Source organism: uncultured Stenotrophomonas sp. (assembly GCF_913778665.1).
Taxonomy (GTDB): domain Bacteria; phylum Pseudomonadota; class Gammaproteobacteria; order Xanthomonadales; family Xanthomonadaceae; genus Stenotrophomonas.
This window is the reverse complement of record NZ_CAJYVQ010000001.1, coordinates 22,200-44,688: the sequence shown is the minus strand read 5'-3', so window position 1 is coordinate 44,688 and position 22,489 is coordinate 22,200. Positions and strand designations below refer to the sequence as shown.

The window sequence follows — 22,489 nt, the reverse complement described above, 5'->3', positions numbered from 1 at the left end:
GGCGGCCTGCTCAGTCGAACTCGCCCTCGGACGATTCCAGCCGTTGCCGATAGGCGGCGCGGTGCTGGTACAGGCGCTGGCATTCGGCGGACCGGTGGATGCGGCTGGCCGGCTCGTCGACCACCGAGTCGCACATGCGTGCGATGTGGTTGTTGGACGCCAGTTCGGTGACGAAGAACACGGCGGTGATGCCGATGCCGAGCAACACCACGTACAACAGGCGGCTGAGCCAGCGCGACAGCGTGCGCTCGAAGTGCTGCTGGATGGTCAGGTCGAAGCGGATGATGCTGAGCACGATCCAGACGATCGCGATCAGGAAGCAGAGCGTGGGCAGCAGCCCGCGCCAGAGGCCTGCCTCGTAAACCGATTCGCTGTAGTGGACTGCGGCGCCGGCACCGGCGATGGCGATCGCCAGGGCCCAGTTGCGGCCCAGCGAAAGCAGGTCATCGAGCAGCTTCTCACGGTTCCGGGTCGGTCCTGCTGCCACGTCGACTCCTTCTGCATGCTGAGATCGGCGGCGGGTTGCCGGCAACATGCAGATGGTGGGCCATCACCGCGAGGATGAGAAGCCTGCGCGCGGCACCTGCCGGTCCCCGCACCGTCACCGGGCAGGTGACGGCGCGGAGACGACCCGTCGCGATGCTCAGCGGCTGCCGGTGGCGGCGTGCTTGCGGTTCCTGTCCAGCATCACCGCTACGCCCCACAACAGCAGGCCGCCGACGGCCGTGGCGGCGCCAACGTAGCCGGTGCTGGCCGGGCTGAAGCCGGCGCTGATCGCCATGCCGCCCAGCCACGGGCCCAGCGCATTGGCGGTATTGAACGCGGCGTGGTTGGAGGCGGCCGCGAGGGTCTGCGCTTCACCGGCCACATCCATCAGGCGGGTCTGCAGCACCGCCGCCAGCGCGCCCATGGTGCCGACGGTGATGATCATCGGGCCAATGGTCCACACCGACTGCGCGGCCAGCGGATACAGAAGCAGCATCACGATCGACCACAGCAGCACTATCGCGGCGGCCTTGAAGTGGAACTTGTCTACCAGCCAACCGCCGGCGATGTTGCCGATGATCGCGCCGATGCCGAACACGCCCACCGCCAGTGGCATCCACGATTCGGCCACGCCGGTGACCTGCACCAGGGTCGGCGCCAGGTAGGTGAACACGCAGAACATGCCGGCGAAGCCCACCGCGCCGATTGCCAGCGCGAGCCATACCTGGGTAGTGTTGAAGGCGCGCAGTTCGCGCATCGGTGAGGTACGCACCTCGTCCGGATCGGGCAGCAGGAAGCGGGCGATCATCGCCACCGTGGCGATCGCCAGCAGGCTGACCAGGGCAAAGGCGGTGCGCCAGCTCAGCTGCTGGCCCAGCCAGGTGGTCAGCGGATTGCCGACCAGGATCGCAATCGACAGGCCGAGCAGCACGCGCGACATCGCCTGGCCGCGCTGGCCGGCGGGGCTGATCGCTGCGGCCACCAGCATCGCCACGCCGAAGTAGGCGCCATGCGGCAGGCCGGCGACGAAGCGTGCCAGCAGCATGGTGGCGTAGTTCGGCGCCAGCGCGCTGGCGAGGTTGCCGACGGCATAGAACCCCATCAGCGCCAGCAGCAGCCTGCGGCGCGGGAAGCCGGCGCCGACGAAGGCCAGGATGGGCGCGCCGACCACGACGCCAATGGCATAGGCGCTGATCAGGTGGCCGACCTGGGTTTCGGAGATCGACAGGCCACGGCTGATCTCCAGCATCAGGCCCATGCTGGCGAACTCGCTGGTGCCGATGGCGAAGCCGCCCAGCGACAGGGCGAGGATGATCAGGGTGCGCTGACGGGGCGTCAGCCGCGCAGCCAGGGAAGAGTTGGGGCTCATGCGGGGGGGGGGGGCGCGATGGGGCGGGAGAGCCACCCATTGTACTGCTGCACCGCAGCAGCGATCAGCGCCCGTTGCCAAGAATCAGCGTTTGGCCGGTGGTGCGCGCGTCGACGCGGCCCCACTCAGGACTGCACGTACATGTCGCTCCAGATGACGAAGGTCTGCGGTGTCATCTGTGCCTCCAGTTCGGCCAGCACGATGTCGCGCACCTTGAGCAGTGCCGCCCGGCGTGGGTGCGGTGCATCCTGGCCGTTGCGGGCGCTCACGTTGGCTTCGTCTGCCAGCGCCGTCAACGTCTGTGCCGCGTCCATCAGCTGCAGCAGCCGCGAAGGCGCCGGATCGGCGGCGGCGGTCGGCTGGATGCGACCTCCGAGCGCGGCCAGAGCGGCGGTGTACTTTCCGCGCAGGCGGTCGGCCACCGAAGGGGCCAGCTGCAGCAGCCGGCGCGGATGGGCGTTGTCGGCGATGTCGGCCAGCTTCACCTTGAGGGCCAGTGGGTGCTGGCGGATGCGTGCGTAGTACTGATTGGCATCCGCGGCGCTGTGCCGGCTGAGCAGGCTCACGGTGTCGCGGATCGGTGCCGGAAAGGCCAGTACCTGCGCCGCATGCTGCGGGCAGTCCTCGACCACATCATGCAGCCAGGCTGCGGCCTTGGCCATGTCGTCGTCACGGATTGCCGCTGCCACGCGCGCTACATGTTCGATATAGGGATGTCCTGCCTTGTCCTGCTGCCCGGCATGGGCCTCGCTGGCCAATGCGCGTGCCTGAGCCACCCAGTCCATCGTCGCCTCCTGCAGATGAAAGACAAATTATCACCCAATCGCCGTGGCGCCGAGGTTGACCCGGCGCAGGGGGCTGGGTAACGTGCGCGGGCCCGCAGTACGCGGGCGCTTACCGAGTGTGGTCTTTCATGTTGGAGATTGTCGTCATCGGATAACCCTGCCCGTGTGTCTGCCGGGTGTGGTTATCGAATGCGTGTTCCGTTGGCCGGGTGCCGTTGGCAGCCCGTGTCGTCCGCATTTCCGATTACGCAGGATCACCTCCATGAATATCTCCCGAGCGGAGCAGAGGACGTTGCACGTCCTCGCCCAGGGCGGCTGCATTGCATTCAGTCGTGATGGCTCAGGCCGCGTCCGCAGCGTTGAATGCTTCAGCCGTGAAGGCCTGTTGCTGAGCGATTGCACGCTGGCCGTCTTCAAGAAGCTGAAGAACAAGCTCCTGATCAGTTCGCATGACGGTCGTCCCTACCGGATCAACCGCGCCGGCCTGGTCGCGGTGCGCCCGCAGCTGGACAATCGATGATGCACGTCGTATGGACCCATTCCCCATTCTCCAGACCCGCTGGCCGGGTACGTCGCACTGAACGAGGTGCCTTGTGAATTTCATCATCCGCGCTGAAACCCCGGCCGATATCGCCGGCATCCATGAGCTGACGGCAGCGGCCTTCGCCACGGCCGAGCACAGCAGCCACACCGAACAGTTCATCGTCGACGCACTGCGCGCGCGCGGTGAGCTGCCGATCTCGCTGCTGGCCGTGGACAACGGGCGGTTGCTCGGCCACGTCGCGGTGTCGCCGGTGACGGTTTCCGATGGCAGCACCGGCTGGTTTGGCCTGGGCCCGATCTCGGTGCTGCCAGACCGGCAGGGGCAGGGCATCGGTGCTGCGTTGATGCGCGCGGCCATCAACACGCTGCGCCAGCAGGACGCCCGTGGCTGCGTGCTGCTGGGCGAGCCGGGCTACTACAGTCGTTTCGGCTTCCGTGCCGAACCGGGGCTGGTGCTGCCGGGCGTGCCTGCCGGGTATTTCCAGGCGCTGTGCCTGCAACCGCCGTGGGCGCAGGGAGAGGTGCGCTATTCCCCGGCGTTCGGCGCGACCGCCTGACCGGAGGCGCTCAGCCCGCGTGCCGAAGGTGGATCAGCGGATACGGACGGCCCTGCGAATCCCGTGCTGAGCGGCCGGTTTCGACGAAACCCATGCGCAGGTAGAACCCCACGGCCTGCGCATTCTGCGCATTGACGTCGGTGCTCAACTGCGGATGCAGCGCCAATGCGTGCAGCAGCAGTTGGCGGCCGATGCCGGTGCCACGCACGTCCGGGTCGATGAACAGCGCTTCCATGTGCGTGCCATCGATCAGCATGAAGCCTTGCGGGTTGTCCTGGGCATCGACGGCGACGATCAAGGGCGCGTGTGGCAGGAAGCTGGCCACTTCGGCATCGATGGCCTGGCGGTCGTCAATGCTGAGGAAGTCGTGGGTGGCGTCGACAGCGCGGCGCCAGAGGTCGACGAGGGCCGCGCCGTCGTCGGTGCGCGAGGGGCGCAGGGTGGTCATGGGCTCACCAAGGTGCTTGCAGGGAATACCTAGTATGAAGCATCCCGACCCAGCGCAGGCGTGGATTCATCCGGCATCGCGGTGGCGGATGAAGGGACTGTAAGCGGTCGCCTCCGCGCGCAGGGCGACGCCGTCCTCGACGTCCTCGCTGTCGTTGAACGGCACGATTGGCCACTGTCGCCAGTGTGCCAGTCGTTTCCGATAATCATCAGTGGCTGCCGCCAGCGCCGCATCGTGTGCCTGCGCGCGCTCTGGTGCCGGACCGGAACGCACGGCGTGTACAAGATGCGGTTCCATCACCTCGAAGCCGATGTAGCGCAGGCTGTACATCAATGGCCACAGCAACAGACGGGTATCGCCTTCGCGGCCATCGACCGCGCACGCCCGTGCCGAGGCGCCGGTGGTGACGCTCAACAGGGCACGTTTGCCGCGCATCACGCCGTGTTCGTGACGTTGCCGGCTGTTGTAGACCGGCCCGTAGACCAGTACGCGGTCCAGCCAACCCTTGAGGATCGCCGGTGCCGCGAACCACCACAGCGGGAACTGCAGGATCAGCAGATCCGTGGTCTGCAGCAGATGCAGGTGGCGCTGCACATCGATCGGCAGCTGGCCCTGCTCGGCGCTGTGACGCTGTTCGCGCTGCGCATCGAACCGGTCCGGCCGCGGGCGCCGCGGAGGGTGATGGGGCGCTTCAAGCGGATCGAAGCCGTTGGCATGCAGATTGATCATCTGCACCGGGAGTCCGTCGTGCCGCATCTGCTGGGCGGCCTGCGCGGCCAGATGGGCGTTGAACGAGCGTGGTTCGGGATGGACCAGCGGGATCAGGGCGCGCATGGGGCGAAGTGTCCGTGGAGTGTGCGGCCATCCTCGCGATGCCGGAGTGCTCCGGCAATTACGCACCTTGAGGTAACCATGGCCTTTCCTGGCGATGTCTATGCCGCCGGCGGCTCGGCGCGCGATGCGTTGGCGCTGATTTCCGGCAAGTGGGTGATGCTGCTGTTGCCTGCTTTGGCCCTGGGTCCGATGCGCAACGGCGCGTTGCTGCGGAAGATCGAAGGTATCTCGCAGAAGGTGCTGACCCAGACCCTTCGGCAACTGGAGCGCAATGGCCTGGTCGAGCGCTGCGACCGGGGCAGCAAGCCGCTGCACGTGGAGTACCGTCTGACCGAGACCGCGCGCGGCCTGGTCGACACGCTGTCCGCCCTGGATCGCTTAGCCGAGCACAACTTCCCAACGCTGGACGCCGCCCGCGCGCGCTTCGACGCGCGTTAGCGACGCCTGCACGGGCGGGGGCGTACAATGCGGCCCCGGCGGCCATCCTGGCCCTGTTGATACGCGAGAACCGCCATGACCGATGTCCTGGGTGTACCGGTGCATGACGTCGATGAGCACTGGATGCGCCACGCGCTGGCGCTGGCCGAGCGCGCGCAGCGCGAGTTCGACGAGATCCCGGTCGGTGCGGTGCTGGTCGCTGCCGATGGCCAGGTGCTGGGCGAGGGCTGGAACCTCAACATCGCCTCGCACGATCCCAGTGCACATGCCGAGATCGTGGCGATGCGTGCCGGCGGCAAGCAGCTGGGCAACCATCGCCTGCTCGGCAGCACCCTCTATGTGACCCTGGAGCCGTGCGCGATGTGTGCGATGGCCATCGTGCATGCGCGCATCTCGCGCCTGGTGTATGGCGCCAGCGATCCCAAGACCGGTGCCTGTGGCAGTGTATTCGACCTGCTCGGCGATGCGCGCCACAACCACCGGGTGGAGATCCACGGCGGCGTGCTGGCCAAGGAAGCCGGCATGCGCCTGACCAACTACTTCCGCGCCAAGCGTGGCAAGGCGCCGTTGCTGCTGGAAGACCACGCCGGCGAGGGCTGAACGGCGAACGGGTATGATGGGCGCCTCTTTTCCCAACCGGTAGGCCGCGTGCCTGCCCAGCAACGAGGCGACACATGGCGGACAACGGCGCGGCCAACGAGCGACTGATCTGGATCGACCTGGAAATGACCGGGTTGGATACCGACAACGACTCGATCATCGAGATCGCCACCGTGGTCACCGATGCGCAGCTCAACGTGCTGGCCGAAGGCCCGGAGTTTGCCATCCACCACCGGCTGGAAACGCTGGAAGCGATGGACGAGTGGAACCGCAACCAGCACCGTCGCTCGGGCCTGTGGCAGCGCGTGGTGGACAGCACCACCACCCTTGGCCAGGCCGAGGCGCAGACGGTGAACTTCCTCGCCCAGTGGATTCCGGCCGGCCTGTCGCCGATGTGCGGCAACTCGATCTGCCAGGACCGCCGTTTCCTGCACCGCCAGATGCCGCGGCTGGAGAAGTACTTCCATTACCGCAACCTGGACGTGTCCACGGTGAAGGAGCTGGCCAAGCGCTGGTCGCCGAGCGTGGCCGCGGGCGTCGGCAAGAACAGCAACCACACCGCGCTGAGCGATGTGCATGACTCGATCGCCGAACTGCGCCACTACCGCCAGTTCATGGGCGCGCTGTCGGGCCTGCCCATTGCCTGAGCAACAACGCCGGGCGCGGCCCGGCGCTGGCGGATGAGGCTGGGCGGGGTGGGGCCGGCCGCTGGCCGGCAATGGGCCGGGGTGGGATTCCTTGCCGGCGGACAGGGCTCTGACCTCGCTGCCGTGCCCCGCGACGAACCGTTCAACTTCCTGGCGCTAAGATCGGCGCCATGAACGAGCCGATCCTGCTTCCCCGCGATATTGCCCACGACGCCCGCGACTGGTCCGACCTGCAGCGTGCGGTGACCCTGCTGGAAGCGCCGACGCTGACCGCGCGCATGGCCAATCTGGTCGGTACGCCGCTGGAATTCGCGGTGAAGGCGCTGCCCAAGGCAGTCTCCGGCCGCATCCATGGCGCCGTGCAGGTGGCGCTGTCCAAGTCGGCGCAGGCGGCGCTGTGGAGCATGGACAACACCCCCGGCAAGGGCGCCTCCACCCGCTGGCACAAGGTGGCCGCCGCAACGTCGGGCGCCGTTGGCGGCGCCTTCGGCTTTGCCGCGCTGTTCATCGAGCTGCCGGTGTCGACCACCATCATGATGCGCGCGGTGGCCGACGTGGCGCGTAGCGAGGGCTTCGACCTGGCCGAGTTCAGCACCCGCCAGGCCTGCCTGGAGGTGTTCGCGCTGGGCGGCAACTCGCCGCGCGATGACGCCAGTGAGACGGGCTATTACCTGGCCCGTGGTTTCACCACCGATGTGATGCGGCACCTGTCGGCCGAACTGGCTGGGCGCGTGGTGACCGGCCGCGACCTGACCCTGGGCGTGGCACCGAAGGAAGCCGGCAAGCTGCTGGCGAAGATGGTGGAAAAAGTGGCGGCGCGCTTCGGCGTGGTGGTCACCGAGAAGTTCGCCGCGCAGGCGGTGCCGATCGTCGGCGCCGCCGCCGGTGCAACGCTCAACACCATGTTCACCGATTACTACCAGGACATGGCGCGCGGCCACTTCATCGTGCGCCGGCTGGAGCTGAAGTACGGCGAAGACGTGGTGCGCACCTGCTATGACCGGGTGGCGCATGGCGCGATGAAGATCGAGCCCGCGCTGTAACCGGTGTTGGGGTCAGATCCATTTGCTGTGCAAACGGATCTGATCCTGGAGCCCATCCTTGCCTTCAGGGAACAATTGTTTTGCCAGTGCGTGCCTGTTGCCTGGCAGCCGGCATCCCCATCCTTTGCGGCACTCCCCCCGCAAGAGATTGCCGCCATGATGTTCACCCCTCACCGCCTGGGCGCGCTGACGCTGCCCAACCGCATCGTGATGCCGCCGATGACCCGCTCGCGCGCCGCCGACGGCAACGTCGCCACCGCGGACATGGCCGCCTACTACGCGCAGCGTGCCAGCGCCGGGCTGATCGTCAGCGAAGGCACCCAGATCAGTGCGCAGGGCCAGGGCTACGCCTGGACGCCGGGCATCCACAGCCCGGAACAGGTGCAGGGCTGGCGGCAGGTGACCGATGCGGTGCATGCCGCCGGTGGCCGCATCTACGCCCAGCTGTGGCACGTCGGCCGCGTCTCGCATGTGGCCCTGCAGCCGGGCGGTGCAGCGCCGGTGTCGTCCTCGGCATTGCTGGCCGAAGGCGTGAAGGTATTCGTTGATCCGACCGGTGCGGGGCCCGAAGCCGGCGTCGGCGAGATGATCCAGCATTCGATGCCGCGTGCGCTGCGCGAAGACGAGATTCCGGGCATCGTCGCCGATTACGCGCAGGCCGCGCGCAATGCGCTCGAGGCAGGTTTCGATGGCGTAGAGCTGCACGGTGCCAATGGCTACCTGATCAACCAGTTCATCGACTCGCAGGCCAACCAGCGCACCGACGGCTATGGTGGTTCGCTGCAGAACCGCCTGCGTTTCCTGCGCGAGGTGGTGCAGGCGGTGGTGTCGGTGGTGGGCGGCGGCCGCGTCGGCGTGCGTCTGGCGCCGCTGACCACGCTGCAGGGCGCGGTGGACGATACGCCGCAGGCGACCTATCTGGCCGCGGCGCACCTGCTGGGTGAGCTGGGTGTGGGCTACCTGCACATCGCCGAAGCCGATTGGGAGGATGCGCCGTTGATGCCGGTGGCGTTCAAGCAGGCACTGCGCATGGTCTACCCGGGCACGCTGATCTACGCCGGCAAGTACACCGCCGAGCGCGCGGAGCAGGCACTGGTGGAGGGCTGGGCCGACCTGATCGGGTTCGGGCGGCCGTTCATCGCCAACCCGGATCTGCCTGAGCGCCTGCGCACGGGGGCAGAACTGAATCCGCCGGATCGCGCCACATTTTTCGGTGGTGGTGCCGAGGGTTTCACCGATTACCCGGCGCTGGAAGAGGTTGTCGAGGCCTGATGCCGAACATCCGCCGGGCATGGCCCGGCGCTGCCGATGCCGGTGGGTAGGTGCCGACCGTTGGTCGGCACTACCAGGATGGATCAGGGCTTGTCGCGCACCAGCGCCTCGGCCTCGACCACGCCGCCATCCTTGCCGTGCAGGTACAGGTGCATGTCCTGCTGCGGGTACGGGATGTTGATGCCGGCCTTGTCATAGCCCAGCTTCAGCTGCTCCAGCAGCGTGACCTTGGTGCCAAACCAGTCGGCAGACTTCACGTAGCAGCGGATGCCGAGGTTGATCGCGTGTGCGCCCAGTTCGTACACCACCACGTCCGGTGCCGGCGTCTGCAGCACGCGCGGGTCGGCCTTCATCAGCGCCAGTGCGGTGTCGCGTGCCAGTTGGATGTTGTCTTCGTAGCCGATGCCGATCACCAGCTCGACGCGGCGGGTCGGTTCGGCGGTCAGGTTGATGATCGGCGCGGCCGTGATCAGCGTGTTCGGAAGGGTGGTGTGCTGGTTGTCGGCACCGGTAAGCACGGTCTGGAAGATGCGCACTTCGCGCACGGTGCCTGTCTGCCCGGCGATGGTGACCACGTCGCCGACGCGGAACGGACGTAGCGTCACCAGCATCACGCCCGAAGCGATATTGGACAGCGAATCCTTCAGCGCAAGGCCCACGGCCAGACCGGCGGTGCCGAGCACGGCCAGCAGCGGCGAGATCGGCACGCCGAGCGTGGCGATCGCCAGCACCACCACGATCACCAGCGCCGCCGCGTACACCACGTTGCGCAGGAAACTGCCCAGCATCGGATCCACGCCCATGCGCGAGGTGGCACGCGGCATTGCGTTGGAAATGCGGCGAGCGATCCACAGACCGATCAGCAGTACGACGATCGCGGCCAGCAACGGCAAGCCATAGGTTTCCAGCAGGCGCTCCCAGTCCAGTGAGTGGAACCAGGGCGTTGTGGCGGGAGCGGCGGGTGCTGCTGCGGCGATCATGCGGACGTCCTTTGTGCGAAGGGGCAGGGCGTCCATGGACGCCCGAAACACGAAGCCCCGCAGAGGCGGGGCTTGCGTACAGCGGCAGTATGGGCTGACGCCGATGAACACGACGTCAGCCTGCGCCCTTCAGTGCATCAGCCGTTGGCCTTCAGCTTGGCCAGTCGCAGCCAGGTATCGACCACGGTGTCCGGGTTCAGCGACACCGACTCGATGCCTTCCTGCATCAGCCACTCGGCCAGATCCGGATGGTCGGACGGGCCCTGGCCGCAGATGCCGACGTACTTGCCCTTGGCACGTGCCGACTTGATCGCCATCGACAGCAGCTTCTTCACCGCCGGGTTACGTTCGTCGAACAGGTGGGCGACGATCGACGAATCGCGGTCCAGGCCCAGGCTCAGCTGGGTCAGGTCGTTGGAGCCGATCGAGAAGCCGTCGAAGATCTCCAGGAACTCATCGGCGAGCAGTGCATTGGACGGCACTTCGCACATCATGATGATCTTCAGGCCGTTCTCGCCCTGCTTCAGGCCGTTCTGTTCCAGTACCTCGATAACCTTGCGGCCTTCTTCCAGCGTGCGCACGAACGGAATCATGACCCACAGGTTGTCCAGGCCCATTTCGTTGCGCACGCGCAGCACGGCCTTGCACTCCAGCGCGAAGGCGGCCGAGAAGCTCGGGTCGACGTAACGGCTGGCGCCGCGGAAGCCGATCATCGGGTTCTCTTCGTGCGGCTCGTAGTTGCTGCCGCCGATCAGGTTGGCGTACTCGTTGGACTTGAAGTCCGACAGGCGCACGATCACCGCATTCGGTGCGACCGAGGCGGTGAGGGTGGCGATGCCTTCGGCCAGACGATCGACGTAGAAGCTGACCGGATCACCGTAGCCGGCGATCTTCTCGTCGATCTTCTTCTTGGTCGCCGCGTCCTGGCGGTCGTATTCCAGCAGCGCGTTCGGGTGGATGCCGATGTGGCTGGCGATGATCATTTCCAGGCGGGCCAGGCCGATGCCCGCGTTCGGCAGCTGGCCGAAGTCGAAGGCACGTTCCGGGTTGGCCACGTTCATCATGATCTTCAGCGGTGCCGGCGGCATGTTGCCCAGATCGGTGGTGGTGCGCTCGAAGCCGAGCTTGCCTTCGTAGATGAAGCCGGTATCGCCTTCAGCGCAGCTGACGGTGACCAGCTGGCCATCTTCGATGACCTTGGTGGCGTTGCCCGAACCGACCACGGCCGGCACGCCCAGCTCGCGCGCGATGATCGCGGCGTGGCAGGTGCGGCCACCGCGGTTGGTGACGATGGCAGAAGCGCGCTTCATCACCGGTTCCCAGTCCGGGTCGGTCATGTCGGCGATCAGCACGTCGCCCGGCTGCACGCGGTTCATGTCGTCCAGCGTCTTCACCACGCGGGCCACGCCCGAGCCGATCTTGGCACCGACAGCGCGGCCTTCGGCCAGCACCTTGCCACCCTTTTCGGTCAGCGCGAAGCGCTCGATCTGGGTGGCGTGGCTGCGCGACTTCACCGTTTCCGGGCGCGCCTGCACGATGAACAGCTTGCCGCTGACACCGTCCTTGGCCCACTCGATGTCCATCGGGCGGCCGTAGTGCTTTTCGATGACCAGCGCCTGCTTGGCCAGTTCCTGCACGTCCTCGTCGCTGATGGAGAAGGTGTTGCGCAGTTCGACCGGCGTGTCTTCGACACGGACGCGCTCGCCGGGGACATCCGAGTACACCATGCGGATCGCCTTGCTGCCGAGCGAGCGGCGCAGGATCGCCGGCTTGCCGGCCTGCAGGGTGGGCTTGTAGACGTAATACTCGTCCGGGTTGACCGCACCCTGCACGACCATCTCGCCCAGGCCGAACGAGGAGGTGACGAACACCACGTCGCGGAAGCCGGACTCGGTGTCCAGGGTGAACAGCACGCCGGAAGAACCAACGCCCGAACGCACCATCAGCTGCACGCCGGCCGACAGGAACACGTCCTCATGCTTGAAGCCGTGGTGCACGCGGTAGGCGATGGCGCGGTCGTTGTACAGCGAGGCGAACACTTCCTTGACCTTGTGCACGACATCGTCGGCACCGGTGACGTTGAGGAAAGTTTCCTGCTGGCCGGCGAAGGAGGCATCGGGCAGATCCTCGGCGGTGGCCGAGGAACGCACGGCAACGGCCACGTCGCCACCGCCGTTGTCGGCGCTCAGCTTGGCGTAGGCAGTGCGGATGTCCTGGTCCAGCTGCGGCTGCAGCGGGGCATCGATGACCCAGCCGCGGATTTCCTTGCCGGCGGCGGTCAGCGCGTTGACGTCCTCGACGTCCAGCGTGGCCAGCCTGTCGAAGATGCGCTTGGACAGATCGTTGTGCGCGATGAAGTCCTTGAAGGCTTCAGCGGTGGTGGCATAACCGCCCGGCACCGAAACGCCCAGACCGGCCAGGTTGCCGATCATCTCGCCCAGCGACGAATTCTTGCCGCCTACGCGGGCCAGATCGGCCAGACGCAGTTCGTGCAACCACAGGATGTTCTCGTTCAAGCGCGATGCTCCGTTTGGCCATCGCCCGAGGCGGGCTGAATGGCCGCGTCCGTAGGAAGAAGCCGATATGATGCCGGGCAGACCGCTGTCGGCACAAGCTTGTGCTGGCGGCCCTTTTAGGCTTCGTAGGGGGTAAAAGCGCGCATGTCGACCATCCGTCCGGTGTTCTACGTTTCCGATGGAACCGGTATCACCGCTGAAACCATTGGGCATAGCCTGCTGACCCAGTTCTCCGGGTTCAGCTTCATTACCGATCGCATGTCGTTTGTCGACGACCCCGAAAAAGCACGTGAAGCCTGCGTCCGCATCCAGGCGGCGGGGGAGCGCTACCAGGTCCGGCCGATCGTGGTGAACTCCTGCGTGGACCAGAGCCTGAGCCTGATCCTGGCCGACAGTGGCGCGCTGATGCTGGATGTGTTTGCGCCGTTCATCGAGCCGCTGGAGCGTGAACTGGCCAGCCCGCGCCTGGCCCGGGTCGGCCAGGCCCACGGCATGGTCGATTTCGACACCTACCACCGCCGCATCAACGCGATGAACTTCGCCTTGACCCACGACGACGGCATCGCCGTGAACTACGACGACGCCGACGTGATCCTGGTGGCGGTGTCACGCGCCGGCAAGACGCCGACCTGCATCTACCTGGCCCTGCATTACGGGGTGCGCGCAGCCAATTACCCGTTGACCGACGAAGACCTGGAAAGCGACCGCCTGCCGCCGCGCCTGCGCAACTACCGGCGCAAGCTGTTTGGCCTGACCATCGATCCGGACCGCCTGCAGCAGATCCGCCAGGAACGCCGCCCGAACTCGCGCTACGCCAACCTGGATACCTGCAAGCGCGAGGTGGCCGCAGCCGAGGTGATGTTCCAGATGGAGCGCATCCCGACCCTGAGCACCACCCATACCTCGATCGAGGAGATCTCCAGCAAAGTGCTGGCCACGCTGGGGCTGCAGCGCGAGCTGTATTGAGGCGCGCGCCACGTCCGTCGGGCATGGCCCGGCGATACCGCGGTGACGGCGGCCCACGGGTTGGCTGTGGCCGGAACCGCCCCCACGTTGAAGCACCAACGTGTAGGATCGACCCATGGCCCGAGCCTTGCCCCGTACCGAACGCATTCCCCGCCTGAGCCGGCTGAGCTGGCTCATGGGCCTGTACGCGGAGAATTACCGCCATCTGGTGCGCCTGTTCGAACCGGCCGGACTGGTGGCGGGCAGCTACATTTCCTCGATCGGCGACGGCCTGGACGTGCGCCTGGACGTGATCGAATGCCACCGCTACACGGTGGAACTGCGCCTCACCTACGACATTGCGGACCCGGTCACCGGCGAGCCCGACCCCTCGGCCTACGTGCGCCTTTACCGTGACGCTCGCCAGGCCGAGACGACCCATTGCTACGTCGGCCGTCGCTGGCAGGACACCATGGGCCTGTATCCGCCGCCGGCCGAGCTGATCAGCCACCGCATGCGGATGAACACCTTCCTGGGCAAGTGGCTGGAATACCTTGCCGAGCGCGGCCACGGCGTCGCCACCCTGCGCCGCGACCCTGATGGTGCCGGCGCGCCTGCCGAACGCCGCCTGTCGCTCGTGCGCTGATCGGCGATAATCCACGGCTGACCTGCCGCTGGATGCTGCCCCATGCCCTATACCCCGATCGTCGCCACCCTGGGCTATGTGCTTTCGCCCGATCGCCGACAGGTGCTGATGATCCACCGCAACACCCGCCCCGGCGACCATCACCTGGGCAAGTACAACGGGCTGGGCGGCAAGATCGAGGCGGACGAGGACGTGGCCGCCAGCATGCGTCGCGAGATCCAGGAAGAGGCCGGCATCGACTGCACCGGCATGCGCCTGCGCGGCACCCTCAGCTGGCCGGGCTTCGGCAAGCACGGCGAGGACTGGCTGGGCTTCGTGTTCGTCATCGATACCTTCGAAGGCACCCCTCACGGTGGCAACCACGAAGGCACGCTGGAGTGGGTGGACCTGGACAAGCTGGACACGCTGCCGATGTGGGAGGGCGACCGCAACTTCCTGCCGCTGGTGTTCGACGCCGACCCGCGCCCGTTCCATGGCGTGATGCCGTACAAGGACGGCCGAATGGTGAGTTGGTCCTACAGCCGCCTGTGATCCGACGAATCGGGTGAGAGCCCACCTGGGATGGCACGCTCTTATGGCAGATTAATACCCGGGTCATATTGACGAGCGAAAATTACCCGGGCAATATTTGCGCATCGCCTCCGATGCCAGTGCCATGCCCGCGTCCCGACTGCCCCCCTTCAGCTGTTTCGACGGCCATCGCCTGATCGTTTCCGGCACGCCGGAAACCGTGGCGCTGGCGCTCAAGCGGCTGCGCGCCGACAACGCCGCAGGTCCGTTGCTGCTGTTTGACAATGTCACCGGCCGTACTCGCGATTTCGATACGCGGGGCAGCGACGCGGAACTGCTTTCGCGGGTCTCCGAAGCGTTTCCGGCGCCGCTGCGAACGGAGGGTGAAACCCACGCCGATGGCACCGAAGATGCACCGTCAGCGTCACGTGGCCGCGGTCGCCCGAAGCTGGGTGTGGTTGCGCGCGAAGTGACGTTGTTGCCGCGCCATTGGGCGTGGCTGGCTGAACAGCCGGGTGGGGCCTCCGTGGTCCTGCGCAGGCTGGTGGAAGCGGCCAGCCGTGCGGGTGCCGACAAGGACCGGCAGCGCCGCGATACCGAGCGTGCCTATCATTTCCTGCAGGCCATTGCGGGTGATCTGCCCGGCTTCGAGGAAGCCATCCGCCTCCTGTTCGCGCATGACCGCGCGGGCCTGGAAGCGGCGTTGCACAGCTGGCCCGGCGACGTGCGCGATCACGCCCTGCGGCTGGCCTTCGATACCCCGCCTGTTTAAGTACTGACGACCGACCCAGGGCGCCGTGGATGAACGACGGCGCCGCTTGATCGCGGGCGACTGCCCGCTTCCCACGTGCTTGCTTTGCTGGCGGAAACGCCGGGCAGGGCAGCGCCTTGCCCAGAGAAACCCCATGAGCCTTTCCGCACAAGCGACACCTCCAGTCGCGCCGCCGCTGTCGCGCACCTACCTGGCCCTGCTGCTGCCCATGCTGATGACCAACGCACTGCAGCTGGCCGCCGGCACGCTGGACAACGTCTACCTCGGCCATCTGCTTGGCACGCAGGCGGTGGCTGCCGCTGCTGCGTTCTTCCCGGTGTTCTTCCTGCTGATGGCGCTGGTGATGGGCCTGGCGACGGGCGCAATGGTGCTGATCGGCCAGGCTTGGGGCGCCGGCCAACCGCAGCGGGCGCGCGCGGTGGCCGGCAGTGCCGTGGCGCTTGCCCTGCTGTTATCGTTGCTGGTGACGGGCGTCGGCGGCGTGTTCGCGCCGCAGATGCTGACGGCGCTGGGGACGCCGGCGCCGGTCCTCGGCGAGGCCATCGTCTATGCGCGGGTGTTGCTGCTGAGTGCGCCGGCGTTCTTCCTGTTGTGGCTGGCGACGGCCGTGAGCCGCGCGGTGGGTGACGCAAAGACGCCGCTGCACGCACTGCTGCTGGCGACCGTGCTTGGCCTGCTGTGCACGCCGCTGCTGATCCTCGGTTGGGGCGGTCTGCCGCAGCTGGGCGCGGCCAGTGCCGCAGTGTCGGCGGCATTTGCTTCGCTGCTGGCGTTGCTCTGGTTGCTGTGGCGCTGGCATCGCCTGGGCCATCCGCTGGCACCGGGCCATGAGCTGCTGACGGCCATTCGTATCGATGGCGCGATCATTCGTTCGATGCTGCGCATCGGCGTGCCGTCCTCGCTGCAGATGCTCAGCCTGGCCATTGCCGAGATCGTGTTGCTGGGCTGGATAAACCGCTATGGCTACACCGCCACGGCGGCCTACGGTGCGGTCAACCAGCTGATGAGCTGGGTGCAGCTGCCGGCCATGTCGCTGGGCATCACCGCCACCATCCTCGCCGCGCATGCGACGGGGGCAGGGCGTGCGGCACGATTGCCCGCCATTGCCCGCACCGGCGTGATGCTGGGTCTGGCGATGCTGATGGTCGTGGTGCTGCTGGTGCTGGCGCTGGCGCCGTGGCTGACCGGGCTGATCCTGGCGACGCCGGAGGTGCGTGAACTGGCCGCAGCGCAGCTGCGCACGGTGGTGTGGGGTGTGCTGGCGATGGGCGGCACCACGGTGCTGGTCGGCGTGATGCGCGGCAGCGGGACCGTGTTGTTGCCGGCGCTGCTGGGCATGGCAGCGGTGCTGCTGCTGGAGCTGCCGTTGGCGATGTGGCTGCAGGCGCGGCACGGGCTGACCGGCCTGTGGTGGGCGTGGCCGCTGGGACTGGTAGCGATGCTCCTGTTGCAGATGATGTGTTTCGCCAAGTGGCGCAGCCGGTTGCCGGCAGCGGCCTGACCGCCGACCCGGCCGGAGCAACCGGCCAGGTTCAGCGCCGATGCGCCAGCAGCAGGTGGAAATGCTTTTCCCGCGTCTGCCCGTCGTTGCCGGCGGCGGTTTCGCGATGGCTGCGCCAGGCCGAGACGTTGAATCCCGATACGCGTAGGGCCAGCTCCACCGCATCCAGCCGATGCAGCTGGAAATCGGCGGCAAACGGCAGGCTGCGCATGAAGGCGGCATCGCCGAATGCCAGGCACAGCCGGCCTCCGCGGCGCAGCACGCGTGCCAGCTCGTCCAGCACCGGGGCCAGGTTGGGCCAGAAATAGAGCGTGTTGACCGCGAGTGCGGCATCCATGCAGGCCTCGTCCAGCGGCAGCGCATGGGCATCGCCCAGCCGCATCGCCGCCCGCTCACCCAGGCCGGCCCGTGCCAAGCGCTGGTTGCCGGCCTCGACCATGGCGGCGGACAGTTCAATGCCCAGATACTGGCTGCCTGGCACCTGCAGCAGCTGGGGAGTGAAGGCCGCATTGCCGGGGCCGATCTCCAGGATGCGTTCGCCGGCCGTGACCGCCAGCAGACCGATCGCGGCCAGGTTCAGGGCGCGGTTGCTGCGGTTCATCGACTCGGCGACCGCCAGCGCGGCATCGCCATGGGGCTGCCGCAGCTGTGCGGCCAGGGTGGAAGCATCCAGCATCGTCGTCGTCCATCGATGAGATTCGGACGTGGCGGCGGCGGGTCCGCCGATGAACATAACGCCCGCATCGCAGCTTGGGAAGTAGGGAAACCCCGCTGTCGGGTGATGAGGAAATGTCCAGCGTCGCAGTCGGTGAGATCTGGTTGTCCACAGGGGGTGTGGATTACGCGTGGGCAACTTTGTGGATAAGCCGCGACAGGCGCCATCCCCCTAGGCTGTCAAGATGGGTGGCGAAAAATTCACCGATGGCGAAGACAAGTGAGCGAGTGGTGAAGAATCGCCCCGCTGGGCGCTGTCACCCACGGCGGCGCTCGCGGTAATCTGTGGGCCTTGATGCTCCGTGAGACTCCATGAAACGTCACTTCTCGATGCTGCGCGAATTCCAGCTGGCCGACTGGTTCACCCTGGCCAACGCGTTCTGCGGCACCGGTGCGGTCTTCGCCGCAATGCGCTTCCTGCAGGATGGCGAGCGCGGCTATCTGCTGTTCGGCATGGCGCTGATCCCGTTGGCCTTCATCTTCGACGCCCTCGACGGCCGCATCGCACGCTGGCGCAAGTCCAGTTCCACCCTGGGTCGTGAGCTGGATTCGCTGTCGGACGTGATCTCCTTCGGCGTGGCCCCGGCGGCACTGGCCTATGCCTGCGGCATGCAGGGCGGCTGGGACTGGCTGGTGCTGAGCTACTTCGTCTGCTGCGGCGTCAGCCGCCTGGCACGCTACAACGTCACTGCCGAGGCGCTGGCCGGCGACGAGGGCAAGGTGGCGTATTTCGAGGGTACGCCGATCCCGACCAGCCTGCTGCTGGTGATCGTGCTGGCGATTGCCGCCGGCACCGACGCGATCGGCCAGAACCTGTGGTTCGGCCAGTGGCAGGTCGGGCCGTGGCAGCTGCACCCGATGGTGCTGTTGTTCGCCCTGTCCGGTTCGCTGATGATCAGCAAGACCCTGCGTATTCCCAAGCCATGAGCCAGCCCTGCGGAGGCCTGCGATGACCAGCTCGGCCCACGATGCCGGCAGCAGCGATTTCGAAAACCTGTCCCGGCAGTACTTCGGAGCGTGGGGCGATGCCCTGCGCCATGCGGCTGCACCGGGCGCGCCGGCTGGCGATGACCCCGGCAGCTGGCAGCGCCTGTTCGACTGGTGGGGCCAGCTGTTGCCCGAACAGGGGCAGGGCGCGCCGGAAGACGCCTTGCGGCGCTTCCGTCAACAGGCCGGCAGCTGGTACGGCACGATGCAGGAAGTGGCCGCGCGCTTTGCCGGTCGCGACGCCAGCAGTGCGGAGGTCGCCCAGGCCTGGCGTGAGGCGGTGCAGAGGCAGGGCGATGGCATGTTGCAATGGATGCTGCAGGGCGCACGTGGCAGTACCCAGGCAGGCGCTGCGGTGCCCGAGTTCGCGGCGTGGCTGCAGCAGTTCCAGGTGCAGGCCGGCCCGTGGCTGCAGAGCCCGGCGTTCGGGCCTGGTCGCGAGCACCAGGCGCGCTGGCAGGCACTGCTGCGTGCGCAGGAGGAATACCAGCAGCATTCGCGGGCCTACGTCGAGCAGATCCGACAGGCGCTGGATGAGGCCTTCTCACTGTTCGAACAGCGCCTGGCCCAGCACGAACAGCCCGGCAGCCAGCTGACCAGCGCCCGCGCGATGTTCGATCTGTGGATCGAAGTGGCCGAAGAGGCCTACGCCAAGGTCGCCATGTCCGAGCCGTTCCAGCAGGTGTACGCCGCGCTGGGCAATGCGCAGATGCGCCTGCGCGCGGGCGTGCAGCGCGAGATTGAACAGATCAGCGAACGCATCGGCCTGCCGACCCGCAGCGAGATGGACGCTGCACACCGCCGCATCGCCGAGCTGGAACGCAGCCTGCGTCGCCTGCAGGCGCAGGTGGCGGTACTGGCCGGCACCGCTGCCGTGGATCCGGTGGCACAGCCAGCACCCGCGAAGGTAAAACCGGCCACGCGCAAGCCTGCGAAAAAGGCCGCGCCGGCGACCCCGCCCGCGGCGAAGAAGACGGCGGTACGGAAGGCTCCGGCCAGCAAGCCGGCAGCGGCGTCGAAGGCGGCGCCGCGCAGCACCTCGCGGGCCCGCGCGCGATGAAAGGGCCGCTGGGCTTCAACGCCGATGACCTGATGCAGGAAACCCTGGCCATGCAGCGCAAGCTGTTGGAAGGGCTGAAGCTGCTGCCGCAGGTGGAAGACGTCGACTATGGCGTTACCGCCCGCGAGGAAGTCTGGCGCGACGGCAAGGTGGTGCTGTACCGCTTTGTCGGCGAGCAGGCGCCGACGCGGCGCACGCCGCTGCTGATCGTCTACGCGCTGGTCAACCGGCCGTACATGGTGGACCTGCAGGCCGATCGCTCGCTGGTGCAGAAGCTGCTGGCGCTTGGCCAGGACGTCTACGTGCTGGACTGGGGCTATCCGGACCGCTCCGAGCGCTTCCAGACCCTGGAGGATTACCTGCTGCGCTACATCGATGGCGCGGTGGATGCGTTGCGGGCGCGCAGTGGCGGGCCGGTGGACCTGCTCGGCATCTGCCAGGGCGGGGTGTTCGCGCTGTGCTATGCCGCGCTGCGGCGTCACAAGCTGGGCACGCTGATCACCATGGTCACCCCGGTCGATTTCCAGACCGCCGACAACATGCTCTCGCACTGGGCGCGCCAGGTGGATGTGGACCTGCTGGTGGATACGCTGGGCAACATCCCGGCCGACCTGATGAATGCCAGCTACCTGATGCTCAAGCCGTTCCGCCTCAACGTGCAGAAGTACGTCGGGCTGCTCGACATCCTCGATGACAAGGCGGCGCTGGAGGATTTCCTGCGCATGGAGAAGTGGATCTTCGATTCGCCGGACCTGGCGGGCGAGGCGTTCCGTGACTTCATCAAGCAGTTCTACCAGGGCAACGGGCTGATGAAGGGCACGGTGCGGATCGGCGAGGAGGCGGTGGATCTGTCGCAGGTGACCCTGCCGGTGCTGAACATCTACGCCGAGCAGGACCACCTGGTGCCGCCGGATGCTTCGCGGGCGATGCGCGGGCGATTGGGCACGAACGACTATACCGAGTCCAGTTTCCGTGGCGGCCACATCGGCATTTATGTGTCCGGCCGCGCGCAGCGTGAAGTACCGGCCACCATCGATGGTTGGCTGAAGGCCCGCGATCTGTAAGGTCGAGCCATGCTCCACTACCTTGGGGGGATGATGACGTACCGTATTCCGTTGATCCTGGCCGCACTGCTCGCCGCGCCACTCACCTACGCCGCCCCGGGCCCGCAGGCGCAGCGCGAGATCGCGCAGCTGATCGGCAGCCTCGAGGGTTCGCAGTGCCGGTTCCAGCGCAATGGCAGCTGGTACGACGGCGGTGATGCGCGTGCGCACCTGCAGCGCAAGTACGACTACCTGCTGAAGAAGAATCAGGTAAACAGTGCCGAGCAGTTCATCGAGCGCGCCGCCAGCCAGAGCAGCATGAGCGGCAAGCCCTACCGGATTCAGTGTCCCGGACAGCCTGAGCAGACCGCAGCCGCTTGGTTCGGCGCCCACCTGCAGGCGTTACGCCAACGCACGCCGTAGACACGGCCGGAGTGTAAAGTCGGGCCACACTCGACTGCTCATTCTGGTTCCCGAGGAGACGCCGCCATGAACACCACGCCCAAGACGCTGTCGCGTTCACTGAACGACCGCATGATTGCCGGCGTGATGGGCGGCATCGCCCATCGGTTCGGCTGGAATGCCACCCTGGTGCGAATCGTGTTCGTGCTGGTATCGATCGGCTCGGCCGCGTTCCCCGGCATCCTGGTCTACCTGATCCTGTGGCTGCTGATCCCCAACGAGGCCGATTGAACACCACGTCCCGGCCTCGGCCACGCTGGCTGCGCGCGTTGCAGGTGCTGGGCGCGCTGTGGACCCTGCCCAATACCCTGGTCGGCCTGGTTGGTGGGCTGGCCGGCATGCTCGGTGGCGCGACATTGCGCTGGAGCGGGCGCGACTGTGCGGTGGTGTTCGACCGCTGGCCATGGGGGCCGGGCGGGGCGATCACGCTGGGCAACGTGATCCTGCACACCGGCAACGATCTGTGCATTTCCTGCCGCACCTATGCGCATCAGGCCGGATGGGGCGTGGAGCCGCTGATCCGGCTGGATGACCACGAGCGCGCGCATGTCTACCAGTACCTGGTACTGGGGCCGCTGTACCTGCCGGTATACCTGCTGTGTGGTGGGGTAAGCGCGCACAACCCGTTCGAACGCGCGGCGGACCATTACGCCCGGTTCGGACGCGGCTGGTGGCCGTAGTTTCCAGCCAACGGCGCAGCCCCTCATGGCTGGGTCGCCGAATGCCCGCTTGCTGGGGGCTGGCCGGAGGAGTGGGGCTGGCGGGGACGCCTTGAACCCATCCATGGGGGCTTAGCCGCGGCATCCATGCCGCGGATACCCCTCCACCCCCACCCACCCCGACCGACCCAATCACATGAAGCGCATTTCGCGGCCAAGCCACGAGGGGCTGCGCCGTTGGCGGGAACGCCCCTGCATTCGTTAGCTGGAAGTTAAGGATGCATAAGCATTCTGCTGCGATCCCGCAGTCATCTGCATGCAACCGATCGTCATTAGCCTTCGTGACGTTCCAGTCAGGTTCGACGCGGTAAGCTCTCCCTCGATGAGCTCGCGGCATCGCTCATCGCGTGCAGTAGGCAGTAGCAATTTGGAGGAAGACATCACATGGCAATCGTTCTTTATGTCGGTGGTAGCAAGGATGGCGAGAAGGGCGTGGTGCCCTACGGTTTCAGCAAATCCCGCGCCGACACCGCGCTGGGGCCGGAGTTCTACACGGAGCGGTTCATGGAACTGCAGGGTGTTGGCAAAGTCCGCCTGATGGCTCTGGAAAGCATGCGTGACGAGATTGTCATGCAGCGCGCCGCCCGCCACTACCGCTGACCTTCGCAGTAC

27 protein-coding genes are annotated in these 22,489 nt (G+C 66.8%); 19 read left to right on the top strand and 8 right to left on the bottom strand.

Translation table 11 applies throughout. The annotated features are described in order from the left end of the window. Positions 1 to 10 precede the first annotated feature (10 nt). From QZ853_RS00260 to QZ853_RS00250, 3 genes are all read right to left on the bottom strand, one after another. Positions 11 to 487, bottom strand: a complete 477-nt coding sequence (locus tag QZ853_RS00260; protein WP_295569783.1) for a hypothetical protein — start codon at positions 485 to 487, stop codon at positions 11 to 13. Positions 488 to 643: 156 nt separating this feature from the next. After that, positions 644 to 1,855, bottom strand: a complete 1,212-nt coding sequence (locus tag QZ853_RS00255) for an MFS transporter (RefSeq protein WP_295569781.1) — start codon at positions 1,853 to 1,855, stop codon at positions 644 to 646. 125 nt (positions 1,856 to 1,980) lie between these two features. Further along, the gene (locus QZ853_RS00250) at positions 1,981 to 2,640 is read right to left on the bottom strand and encodes an HD domain-containing protein (RefSeq protein WP_295569779.1); all 660 of its coding nucleotides are present in this window, start codon (positions 2,638 to 2,640) and stop codon (positions 1,981 to 1,983) included. A 262-nt stretch (positions 2,641 to 2,902) separates the two neighbouring features. Here QZ853_RS00250 and QZ853_RS00245 point away from each other — a divergent pair, with 262 nt between their 5' ends. Continuing rightward, positions 2,903 to 3,160 carry a YjhX family toxin gene (locus tag QZ853_RS00245; RefSeq protein ID WP_295569778.1) on the top strand — a complete coding sequence of 86 codons (258 nt, stop codon included), beginning with the start codon at positions 2,903 to 2,905 and terminating at the stop codon, positions 3,158 to 3,160. Positions 3,161 to 3,233: 73 nt separating this feature from the next. Next, the gene (locus QZ853_RS00240) at positions 3,234 to 3,740 is read left to right on the top strand and encodes an N-acetyltransferase (RefSeq protein WP_295569776.1); all 507 of its coding nucleotides are present in this window, start codon (positions 3,234 to 3,236) and stop codon (positions 3,738 to 3,740) included. 10 nt (positions 3,741 to 3,750) lie between these two features. Here QZ853_RS00240 and QZ853_RS00235 read toward each other — a convergent pair whose 3' ends face one another. Together QZ853_RS00235 and QZ853_RS00230 are read right to left on the bottom strand one after the other, a co-directional pair. Next, the gene (locus QZ853_RS00235) at positions 3,751 to 4,188 is read right to left on the bottom strand and encodes an acetyltransferase (RefSeq protein WP_295569774.1); all 438 of its coding nucleotides are present in this window, start codon (positions 4,186 to 4,188) and stop codon (positions 3,751 to 3,753) included. A 66-nt stretch (positions 4,189 to 4,254) separates the two neighbouring features. Then, complete coding sequence (locus QZ853_RS00230) at positions 4,255 to 5,022, bottom strand: NAD(P)H-dependent oxidoreductase (protein WP_295569772.1); 768 nt, start codon at positions 5,020 to 5,022, stop codon at positions 4,255 to 4,257. A gap of 78 nt (positions 5,023 to 5,100) precedes the next feature. Here QZ853_RS00230 and QZ853_RS00225 point away from each other — a divergent pair, with 78 nt between their 5' ends. The 5 genes from QZ853_RS00225 to QZ853_RS00205 all read left to right on the top strand — a co-directional run bounded on the left by QZ853_RS00225 (position 5,101) and on the right by QZ853_RS00205 (position 9,022). Continuing rightward, entirely contained in the window at positions 5,101 to 5,460 is a 360-nt protein-coding gene (locus tag QZ853_RS00225) for a helix-turn-helix domain-containing protein (RefSeq protein WP_295569770.1), read from the top strand. Between the two features lie 75 nt (positions 5,461 to 5,535). Further along, a complete protein-coding gene (gene tadA, locus QZ853_RS00220) occupies positions 5,536 to 6,060 on the top strand; it encodes a tRNA adenosine(34) deaminase TadA (RefSeq protein ID WP_295569768.1) in 525 nt (174 codons plus the stop codon). Positions 6,061 to 6,134: 74 nt separating this feature from the next. Continuing rightward, positions 6,135 to 6,707 (top strand): oligoribonuclease, encoded by a 573-nt coding sequence (gene orn, locus QZ853_RS00215; RefSeq protein ID WP_295569766.1) that lies wholly within the window; start codon positions 6,135 to 6,137, stop codon positions 6,705 to 6,707. Between the two features lie 170 nt (positions 6,708 to 6,877). Next, entirely contained in the window at positions 6,878 to 7,750 is an 873-nt protein-coding gene (locus QZ853_RS00210; protein WP_295569764.1) for an EcsC family protein, read from the top strand. 156 nt (positions 7,751 to 7,906) lie between these two features. Continuing rightward, positions 7,907 to 9,022: an alkene reductase gene (locus QZ853_RS00205; protein ID WP_295569762.1), complete on the top strand. Its 1,116-nt coding sequence runs from the start codon at positions 7,907 to 7,909 to the stop codon at positions 9,020 to 9,022. Positions 9,023 to 9,105: 83 nt separating this feature from the next. Here the strand turns inward: QZ853_RS00205 and QZ853_RS00200 are convergent, their stop codons facing one another. Both QZ853_RS00200 and ppsA read right to left on the bottom strand, forming a co-directional pair. After that, the gene (locus tag QZ853_RS00200) at positions 9,106 to 10,002 is read right to left on the bottom strand and encodes a mechanosensitive ion channel domain-containing protein (protein WP_295569760.1); all 897 of its coding nucleotides are present in this window, start codon (positions 10,000 to 10,002) and stop codon (positions 9,106 to 9,108) included. 137 nt (positions 10,003 to 10,139) lie between these two features. After that, positions 10,140 to 12,518, bottom strand: a complete 2,379-nt coding sequence (ppsA, locus tag QZ853_RS00195; RefSeq protein WP_295569758.1) for a phosphoenolpyruvate synthase — start codon at positions 12,516 to 12,518, stop codon at positions 10,140 to 10,142. A 144-nt stretch (positions 12,519 to 12,662) separates the two neighbouring features. Here ppsA and QZ853_RS00190 point away from each other — a divergent pair, with 144 nt between their 5' ends. From QZ853_RS00190 to QZ853_RS00170, 5 genes are all read left to right on the top strand, one after another. Then, on the top strand, positions 12,663 to 13,484 hold the full coding sequence (locus QZ853_RS00190; protein ID WP_295569757.1) for a pyruvate, water dikinase regulatory protein: 822 nt from the start codon (positions 12,663 to 12,665) through the stop codon (positions 13,482 to 13,484). Positions 13,485 to 13,599: 115 nt separating this feature from the next. Beyond that, positions 13,600 to 14,109, top strand: a complete 510-nt coding sequence (locus QZ853_RS00185; RefSeq protein WP_295569755.1) for a DUF1249 domain-containing protein — start codon at positions 13,600 to 13,602, stop codon at positions 14,107 to 14,109. 42 nt (positions 14,110 to 14,151) lie between these two features. Further along, positions 14,152 to 14,640 (top strand): 8-oxo-dGTP diphosphatase, encoded by a 489-nt coding sequence (locus tag QZ853_RS00180; RefSeq protein WP_295569753.1) that lies wholly within the window; start codon positions 14,152 to 14,154, stop codon positions 14,638 to 14,640. Positions 14,641 to 14,764: 124 nt separating this feature from the next. Further along, on the top strand, positions 14,765 to 15,391 hold the full coding sequence (locus tag QZ853_RS00175; protein WP_295569751.1) for a DUF2239 family protein: 627 nt from the start codon (positions 14,765 to 14,767) through the stop codon (positions 15,389 to 15,391). A 133-nt stretch (positions 15,392 to 15,524) separates the two neighbouring features. Next, positions 15,525 to 16,892, top strand: coding sequence for an MATE family efflux transporter (locus QZ853_RS00170; RefSeq protein ID WP_295569749.1), 1,368 nt, complete (start codon positions 15,525 to 15,527; stop codon positions 16,890 to 16,892). Between the two features lie 31 nt (positions 16,893 to 16,923). Here QZ853_RS00170 and QZ853_RS00165 read toward each other — a convergent pair whose 3' ends face one another. Then, positions 16,924 to 17,568, bottom strand: coding sequence for a class I SAM-dependent methyltransferase (locus QZ853_RS00165; protein ID WP_295569747.1), 645 nt, complete (start codon positions 17,566 to 17,568; stop codon positions 16,924 to 16,926). 350 nt (positions 17,569 to 17,918) lie between these two features. Here QZ853_RS00165 and QZ853_RS00160 point away from each other — a divergent pair, with 350 nt between their 5' ends. The 7 genes from QZ853_RS00160 (at position 17,919) to QZ853_RS00130 (ending at position 22,477) form a co-directional block, all read left to right on the top strand. Beyond that, entirely contained in the window at positions 17,919 to 18,533 is a 615-nt protein-coding gene (locus QZ853_RS00160) for a CDP-alcohol phosphatidyltransferase family protein (protein WP_295569731.1), read from the top strand. Positions 18,534 to 18,555: 22 nt separating this feature from the next. Beyond that, entirely contained in the window at positions 18,556 to 19,653 is a 1,098-nt protein-coding gene (gene phaE, locus QZ853_RS00155; protein WP_295569729.1) for a class III poly(R)-hydroxyalkanoic acid synthase subunit PhaE, read from the top strand. Further along, positions 19,650 to 20,717: a class III poly(R)-hydroxyalkanoic acid synthase subunit PhaC gene (gene phaC, locus QZ853_RS00150; protein WP_295569728.1), complete on the top strand. Its 1,068-nt coding sequence runs from the start codon at positions 19,650 to 19,652 to the stop codon at positions 20,715 to 20,717. Before phaE ends, phaC begins: the two co-directional genes overlap by 4 nt. Positions 20,718 to 20,750: 33 nt before the next feature. Continuing rightward, entirely contained in the window at positions 20,751 to 21,119 is a 369-nt protein-coding gene (locus QZ853_RS00145; protein ID WP_295569949.1) for a YfeK family protein, read from the top strand. A 66-nt stretch (positions 21,120 to 21,185) separates the two neighbouring features. Then, positions 21,186 to 21,389 carry a PspC domain-containing protein gene (locus tag QZ853_RS00140; protein ID WP_295569727.1) on the top strand — a complete coding sequence of 68 codons (204 nt, stop codon included), beginning with the start codon at positions 21,186 to 21,188 and terminating at the stop codon, positions 21,387 to 21,389. Further along, positions 21,386 to 21,838, top strand: coding sequence for a hypothetical protein (locus QZ853_RS00135; protein ID WP_295569726.1), 453 nt, complete (start codon positions 21,386 to 21,388; stop codon positions 21,836 to 21,838). Before QZ853_RS00140 ends, QZ853_RS00135 begins: the two co-directional genes overlap by 4 nt. 423 nt (positions 21,839 to 22,261) lie before the next feature. Then, the gene (locus QZ853_RS00130; RefSeq protein ID WP_006374014.1) at positions 22,262 to 22,477 is read left to right on the top strand and encodes a hypothetical protein; all 216 of its coding nucleotides are present in this window, start codon (positions 22,262 to 22,264) and stop codon (positions 22,475 to 22,477) included. Positions 22,478 to 22,489: the final 12 nt, after the last annotated feature.

Excerpts from the sequence above, each read along its gene's own strand:
- QZ853_RS00255 (WP_295569781.1), bottom strand. The coding sequence starts at position 1,855 with ATGAGCCCCAACTCTTCCCTGGCTGCGCGGCTGACGCCCCGTCAGCGC.
- QZ853_RS00250 (WP_295569779.1), bottom strand. The coding sequence starts at position 2,640 with ATGGACTGGGTGGCTCAGGCACGCGCATTGGCCAGCGAGGCCCATGCC.
- QZ853_RS00245 (WP_295569778.1), top strand. The coding sequence starts at position 2,903 with ATGAATATCTCCCGAGCGGAGCAGAGGACGTTGCACGTCCTCGCCCAG.
- QZ853_RS00235 (WP_295569774.1), bottom strand. The coding sequence starts at position 4,188 with ATGACCACCCTGCGCCCCTCGCGCACCGACGACGGCGCGGCCCTCGTC.
- QZ853_RS00230 (WP_295569772.1), bottom strand. The coding sequence starts at position 5,022 with ATGCGCGCCCTGATCCCGCTGGTCCATCCCGAACCACGCTCGTTCAAC.
- QZ853_RS00225 (WP_295569770.1), top strand. The coding sequence starts at position 5,101 with ATGGCCTTTCCTGGCGATGTCTATGCCGCCGGCGGCTCGGCGCGCGAT.
- tadA (WP_295569768.1), top strand. The coding sequence starts at position 5,536 with ATGACCGATGTCCTGGGTGTACCGGTGCATGACGTCGATGAGCACTGG.
- orn (WP_295569766.1), top strand. The coding sequence starts at position 6,135 with ATGGCGGACAACGGCGCGGCCAACGAGCGACTGATCTGGATCGACCTG.
- QZ853_RS00210 (WP_295569764.1), top strand. The coding sequence starts at position 6,878 with ATGAACGAGCCGATCCTGCTTCCCCGCGATATTGCCCACGACGCCCGC.
- QZ853_RS00205 (WP_295569762.1), top strand. The coding sequence starts at position 7,907 with ATGATGTTCACCCCTCACCGCCTGGGCGCGCTGACGCTGCCCAACCGC.
- QZ853_RS00200 (WP_295569760.1), bottom strand. The coding sequence starts at position 10,002 with ATGATCGCCGCAGCAGCACCCGCCGCTCCCGCCACAACGCCCTGGTTC.
- QZ853_RS00190 (WP_295569757.1), top strand. The coding sequence starts at position 12,663 with ATGTCGACCATCCGTCCGGTGTTCTACGTTTCCGATGGAACCGGTATC.
- QZ853_RS00185 (WP_295569755.1), top strand. The coding sequence starts at position 13,600 with ATGGCCCGAGCCTTGCCCCGTACCGAACGCATTCCCCGCCTGAGCCGG.
- QZ853_RS00180 (WP_295569753.1), top strand. The coding sequence starts at position 14,152 with ATGCCCTATACCCCGATCGTCGCCACCCTGGGCTATGTGCTTTCGCCC.
- QZ853_RS00175 (WP_295569751.1), top strand. The coding sequence starts at position 14,765 with ATGCCCGCGTCCCGACTGCCCCCCTTCAGCTGTTTCGACGGCCATCGC.
- QZ853_RS00170 (WP_295569749.1), top strand. The coding sequence starts at position 15,525 with ATGAGCCTTTCCGCACAAGCGACACCTCCAGTCGCGCCGCCGCTGTCG.
- QZ853_RS00165 (WP_295569747.1), bottom strand. The coding sequence starts at position 17,568 with ATGCTGGATGCTTCCACCCTGGCCGCACAGCTGCGGCAGCCCCATGGC.
- QZ853_RS00160 (WP_295569731.1), top strand. The coding sequence starts at position 17,919 with ATGAAACGTCACTTCTCGATGCTGCGCGAATTCCAGCTGGCCGACTGG.
- phaE (WP_295569729.1), top strand. The coding sequence starts at position 18,556 with ATGACCAGCTCGGCCCACGATGCCGGCAGCAGCGATTTCGAAAACCTG.
- phaC (WP_295569728.1), top strand. The coding sequence starts at position 19,650 with ATGAAAGGGCCGCTGGGCTTCAACGCCGATGACCTGATGCAGGAAACC.
- QZ853_RS00145 (WP_295569949.1), top strand. The coding sequence starts at position 20,751 with ATGACGTACCGTATTCCGTTGATCCTGGCCGCACTGCTCGCCGCGCCA.
- QZ853_RS00140 (WP_295569727.1), top strand. The coding sequence starts at position 21,186 with ATGAACACCACGCCCAAGACGCTGTCGCGTTCACTGAACGACCGCATG.
- QZ853_RS00130 (WP_006374014.1), top strand. The coding sequence starts at position 22,262 with ATGGCAATCGTTCTTTATGTCGGTGGTAGCAAGGATGGCGAGAAGGGC.